The sequence below is a fragment of the Promicromonospora kroppenstedtii DSM 19349 genome (assembly GCF_000515355.1).
GTDB lineage: Bacteria > Actinomycetota > Actinomycetes > Actinomycetales > Cellulomonadaceae > Promicromonospora > Promicromonospora kroppenstedtii.
The window spans coordinates 237,640-242,446 of sequence record NZ_KI911760.1 but is presented as its reverse complement, the minus strand read 5'-3'; the positions used below and the strand labels follow the sequence as shown (position 1 = coordinate 242,446).

At 72.2% G+C, this 4,807-nt stretch carries 6 protein-coding genes; 3 read left to right on the top strand and 3 right to left on the bottom strand.

The window, feature by feature from the left end; genetic code table 11:
* Positions 1-144: 144 nt before the first annotated feature.
* Positions 145-1,089, top strand: a complete 945-nt coding sequence (locus PROKR_RS28410; protein ID WP_036970806.1) for an alpha/beta fold hydrolase — start codon at positions 145-147, stop codon at positions 1,087-1,089.
* Here the strand turns inward: PROKR_RS28410 and PROKR_RS28405 are convergent.
* A complete protein-coding gene (locus PROKR_RS28405; protein ID WP_036970575.1) occupies positions 1,028-1,621 on the bottom strand; it encodes a DsbA family protein in 594 nt (197 codons plus the stop codon). The genes PROKR_RS28410 and PROKR_RS28405 overlap by 62 nt on opposite strands.
* 79 nt (positions 1,622-1,700) lie before the next feature.
* Positions 1,701-2,270, bottom strand: a complete 570-nt coding sequence (locus PROKR_RS28400) for a TetR/AcrR family transcriptional regulator (RefSeq protein ID WP_036970573.1) — start codon at positions 2,268-2,270, stop codon at positions 1,701-1,703.
* Positions 2,271-2,394: 124 nt separating this feature from the next.
* On the opposite strand from PROKR_RS28400, the gene PROKR_RS28395 reads away from it, so the two are divergent.
* Positions 2,395-3,237, top strand: a complete 843-nt coding sequence (locus PROKR_RS28395; protein ID WP_036970571.1) for an alpha/beta fold hydrolase — start codon at positions 2,395-2,397, stop codon at positions 3,235-3,237.
* Positions 3,238-3,378: 141 nt separating this feature from the next.
* Here PROKR_RS28395 and PROKR_RS28390 read toward each other — a convergent pair whose 3' ends face one another.
* Entirely contained in the window at positions 3,379-3,792 is a 414-nt protein-coding gene (locus tag PROKR_RS28390; protein ID WP_036970569.1) for a winged helix-turn-helix transcriptional regulator, read from the bottom strand.
* Positions 3,793-3,915: 123 nt separating this feature from the next.
* Here PROKR_RS28390 and PROKR_RS28385 point away from each other — a divergent pair, with 123 nt between their 5' ends.
* Entirely contained in the window at positions 3,916-4,758 is an 843-nt protein-coding gene (locus PROKR_RS28385) for an NAD(P)H-binding protein (RefSeq protein WP_036970568.1), read from the top strand.
* Positions 4,759-4,807 lie beyond the last annotated feature (49 nt).

Genomic DNA, 4,807 nt, shown 5'->3' with positions numbered 1-4,807 from the left:
CGGGCCGCCCAGCGCCGCCTCGGCGTCGTCGACCCAGGCGGTGACCGGGCCGAGCACGCCCACCCGGACCTGCGTCGACGTCGCGACGTGCGCTCCTGGTCGGTCACTCATCAGCTGCTCATCCACGTGGCGGAGATTGGGGGCATGACAACGAAGATCCCTGAGTTCGGGTACCAGCGCGTCGCCGTGGGCGACGTGCACCTCAACGTAGCGGTCGGCGGCGCCGGCAGCCCGGTGGTCCTGCTGCACGGATTCCCGCAGACCCACCTGATGTGGCGGCACGTCGCGACAGACCTCGCCGGCGACCACACCGTGATCGTCCCCGACCTGCGCGGGTACGGGGACAGCGACAAGCCGGCCGAGCAGGACCGGGACACCTACTCCAAGCGGACCATGGCGCAGGACGTCGTGGACCTCGCGCGGGCCCTCGGCCACGAGACGTTCGCGCTCGCCGGCCACGACCGTGGCGCCCTCGTCGCCGTCCGCGCCGGCCTGGACCACCCCGACCGCGTGACCCACCTGGCGATCCTGGACGTGCTCCCGACCCTCGACATGTGGGACGTGCTGCACGGCGCGAACGCCGCCGTCGCGTTCCACCTGTACCTGATGGCCCAGCCGCCCGGCCTCCCGGAGCGGATGATCGAGGGCGCCGCCGACGAGTTCTTCGCGTTCTTCCTCGACGCCTGGGGCACCAGCCAGGAGGCGATCCCGCCCGAGGTCCGGGCGGAGTACCTGCGGGCCTCCCGCGAGGCGGTCCCCTCGATCGTGGCGGACTACCGGGCGTCAGCCGGGATCGACATCGAGCACGACGAGGCCGACAGGGCCGCAGGACGCCGGCTGCCCATGCCCGTCACCGTGCTCCAGCAGGACTGGGGCGCCGCGCTCGGCTACGACGCCGCCGGCCTGTGGTCCGCCTGGGCCGCCGACCTCGTCCACCGCACGGTGACCGCCGGGCACTTCATGGCCGAGCAGGCTCCGGACGAGATCGTCGGTCACCTGCGTGCTCTGCTCGCGCGCCGGCAGGCACCTACCAGCCCCAGCGGGACGCGCGCTTGCGCGACAGCCCCATCGTGTCCCGCAGGTCGGTGACGGTGACGCCGTCGGTGTACGGCTCGCCGTTGATGAACAGGGTGGGCGTTCCGTGCACCCCGGCGTCGATGCCGTCCTGGTAGTCCGTGCGGACGGCGTCGGCGAACTTCTGCGCCCCGTCGCCCACCAGTGCGGAGGTGTCCAGGTCGAGCTGCTCGCCGTACCGGACGATCGACGCGTCGTCGAGGCTGTCCTGGTGCTTGAAGAGCAGGCCCGCCATCGGCCAGAACGCGCCCTGGTGCCCCGCGGCCTCGGCCGCCAGGGCTGCGGTGAGCGCGTACGGGTGGGGCTCGAACAGGGGGAAGTGCCGCCACACCAGGCGGACCTGGCCGTCCGAGCCGTTGACGAGCTCGTGCAGCACGGGCTTGGCCGCGCCGCAGTACGGGCACTCGAAGTCGCCGAACTCCACGATGGTGAACGGGGCCTCCGGGTTGCCGTACGCCCACCGGAACGCGAAGTCGCCCTCGTGCGGTCCGGTCTGCAGGGGGAGCTGCGCCCCGTCCCGCGCGGTGCCGGTCTTGTCGGTCGTCATGTCTACATCCTCTCGCGCCGCATGAGGGGCCGGCTGCGGTCGACGCCGGGGGGGTCGGACGCCCGGGGGTCGGGCGGGGTCAGGCGTGGGCGGCGGTCGCAACGTCCAGGAGGGTCTCGGCGGCCGCGCGGGCCTGGTGTGCGGCCTCCGGGGTGCCCGCGATGGCGGCCGTGGTCTGCGCGCCCTCGGCCAGGATGGCGAGCTGGGGCGCCAGGGCAGGCGGCGCACCGGCGTCGGCCACGAGCTGGGCGACGTACTTCTGGAAGGCTCGCTTCTGCTCGCGGACGGTGTCCGCCACCGCCGTCGAGGTGGAGCCCAGCTCGCCGTGCGTGTTGATGAAGGCGCAGCCCCTGAAGCTCGGCTCCCGGAACCAGGCGTCGAGGAAGTCGAAGATCGCGAGGATGCGCTCGCGGGCCGACGTCGCCCGCTCGGACGCCGAGGCGAGCCCGGTGTCCCAGATCGCGGTGCGGTGGTTGAGCACGGCGACGATCAGCTCGTCCTTCGAGGCGAAGAGCGAGTAGATCCGCTTGAGCGAGACGCCCGCCGCCGTCCGCACCGCGTCCATGCCCACAGCCTGGACGCCGTGCGCGTAGAACAGCTCGTCCGCGGCCTGGACCACTGCCTCCCGAGCGGTCTTCTCGTCGATCATCCGATCTCACCCCACATCTCCCTCCGCACGACTTGCGCGGAGAACGTTCGTTCTCTACTGTAGCGGACATCGGCAGAGAACGACCGTTCTCAGCCGGGCAGAGGTTTCAGGAGAGGAACTGACCATGGGTTTCATCACCGTCGGCACCGAGAACAGCACCACCACCGAGCTCTACTACGAGGACCACGGCTCGGGGCAGCCGGTCGTTCTCATCCACGGGTACCCGCTCGACGGCAACAGCTGGGAGCGGCAGTCGCGTGAGCTGATCGCGGCCGGCTACCGCGTGATCACGTACGACCGCCGGGGGTTCGGCAAGTCGAGCAAGGTCGGGGCCGGGTACGACTACGACACGTTCGCCGCCGACCTGGACACGGTGCTCAACACGCTGGACCTGCGCGACGTCATCCTCGTCGGCTTCTCGATGGGCACCGGTGAGCTCGCCCGCTACGTCAAGAACCACGGCCACGAGCGCGTCGCCAAGCTCGCGTTCCTCGCCTCGCTCGAGCCGTTCCTCGTGGCGGCCGATGACAACCCCAACGGCGTGCCGCAGTCCGTCTTCGACGGCATCGAGGCGGCGGCCCGCGCCGACCGCTTCGCCTGGTTCACGAACTTCTACCAGGACTTCTACAACCTGGACGAGAACCTCGGCTCGCGGATCAGCCAGGAGGCCGTCACGGCGAGCTGGAACACCGCGACGGGCAGCGCTCCGGTCGCCGCGTACGCGGTGGTCCCCGCGTGGATCGAGGACTTCCGGGCCGACGTCGCCGCCGTGCGCGCCGCGGGCAAGCCGTCCCTGATCCTGCACGGGACCAAGGACAACATCCTGCCGATCGACGCCACCGGGCGCGCCTTCCACGCGGCGTTCCCCGAGGCCGAGTACGTCGAGGTCGAGGGCGCGCCGCACGGCCTGCTCTGGACCCACGCCGACGAGGTGAACGAGGCGCTGCTGCGGTTCGTCCAGGCGTGACGCCCTGTCCGGCGCCGCGGGGTCGGCATCGGGTGGGTGGTCGGTAGAAGGTCAGGTGGTCGGCAGCTCGGGTTGCCGACCACCTGACCTTTTGCCGACCGGCGTGCACCGCCGGCGTCGACCGCCCGGCCGGAGGTGGGCTCAGCGGGGGAGCGGGCCCGTGTACGCGGCGCGCGACCGCTCGACGTCGGGCATGTGCGCGTCGCCCCACTCGCCCAGCGCGGCGAAGACGGTCTGCAGGCTGCCGCCCAGCTCGGTGATCTCGTACTCCACGCGCGGTGGGACCTCCGCGTAGATCCTGCGCTGGACCAGGCCGTCCCGTTCCAGCTGGCGCAGGCGCTGGGTCAGCACCTTCGGCGTCACCCCGATGCGCCGCTCCAGCTCGACGAAGCGCTGGGTCCCGTGCGCCTGCAGCACCCACAGGATCGGGGTGGTCCACCGGCTGAACACGAGGTCCACGACCGGCGAGATCGGGCAGGCGGTCGCGGGGTCGTCGTCGGGCTGCGGGCTCCAGGTGCCGGCACCCGGCTTCGCGGCGGCGGTCGCGTTCGACATGGCAGGCTCCAATACTTTCCTGAGGGAACCTACTGTACTGACGCTCGTAACGTCGGCGGCACGGCGGCCGCAGGGGTCGTCCGGCCCTGGTTCAGGGCCGTGTCCTACCGACAAGGAGCACCCATGATCGTCATCACCGGAGCCACGGGGAACATCGGCCGGCCGCTGGTCGCAGAGCTCGTCCGCCGCGGTCACGACGTCACCGCCGTCTCCCGCGCGGGTGCCGCCCCGCTCGACGACCCGCAGGTCCGCGGGGTGAGTGCCGACCTGGCAGAACCGGCGAGCCTGCGCGCTGCCGTCGACGGCGCGGACGCCATGTTCCTGCTGGTGCCGGGCTCGGGCGGGCACCTGGACACCGAGCGGATCATCGGTATCGCCGCCGATGCCGGTGTGCGGCGGCTCGTCCTGCTGTCCTCGCTGGGCGCCGTCACCCGCGCTGGATCGGCATCGCACGGTCCGCTCGCCGAGCTGGAGAAGCGGGTGCAGGGCTCGGGCCTGGAGTGGACGCTGCTACGGCCCGCCGACTTCGCCAGCAACGCGCTCGCCTGGGTCCCGACGGTCCGATCGGAACGGGCCGTCCACGCGCCGTTCGGCGACGTCGCGCTACCCGCCGTCGACCCGCTGGACATCGCCGAGGTCGCAGCCGCCACGTTGGCCGACCACGGGCACGCGGGCCGCGCCTATGTGCTGACGGGTCCCGCCGCCGTCTCGCCGCGCGAGCGGACGGAGGCGCTCGCAGGGGCGCTCGGCGTTCCGCTCACCTTCGCCGAGCAGACCCGGGAGCAGGCGCGCGCCGAGATGCTCGCCTACATCCCCGAGTCGGTCGTTGACGGCACGCTTGCGATCCTGGGCGAGCCGACGGCCGAGGAACAGCTGGTCAGTCCCGACATCGAGAAGGTGCTGGGCCGGCCGGCGCGCGCCTTCGCCGATTGGGCACGGAGGAACGCGGCGGCGTTCGGCGGCTGATCCGGGGTTCTCGCGGGCGCGGGCGCGGGCTCGGGGCGCGGGGCTCGGG

Excerpts from the sequence above, each read along its gene's own strand:
- PROKR_RS28410 (WP_036970806.1), top strand. The coding sequence starts at position 145 with ATGACAACGAAGATCCCTGAGTTCGGGTACCAGCGCGTCGCCGTGGGC.
- PROKR_RS28405 (WP_036970575.1), bottom strand. The coding sequence starts at position 1,621 with ATGACGACCGACAAGACCGGCACCGCGCGGGACGGGGCGCAGCTCCCC.
- PROKR_RS28400 (WP_036970573.1), bottom strand. The coding sequence starts at position 2,270 with ATGATCGACGAGAAGACCGCTCGGGAGGCAGTGGTCCAGGCCGCGGAC.
- PROKR_RS28395 (WP_036970571.1), top strand. The coding sequence starts at position 2,395 with ATGGGTTTCATCACCGTCGGCACCGAGAACAGCACCACCACCGAGCTC.
- PROKR_RS28390 (WP_036970569.1), bottom strand. The coding sequence starts at position 3,792 with ATGTCGAACGCGACCGCCGCCGCGAAGCCGGGTGCCGGCACCTGGAGC.
- PROKR_RS28385 (WP_036970568.1), top strand. The coding sequence starts at position 3,916 with ATGATCGTCATCACCGGAGCCACGGGGAACATCGGCCGGCCGCTGGTC.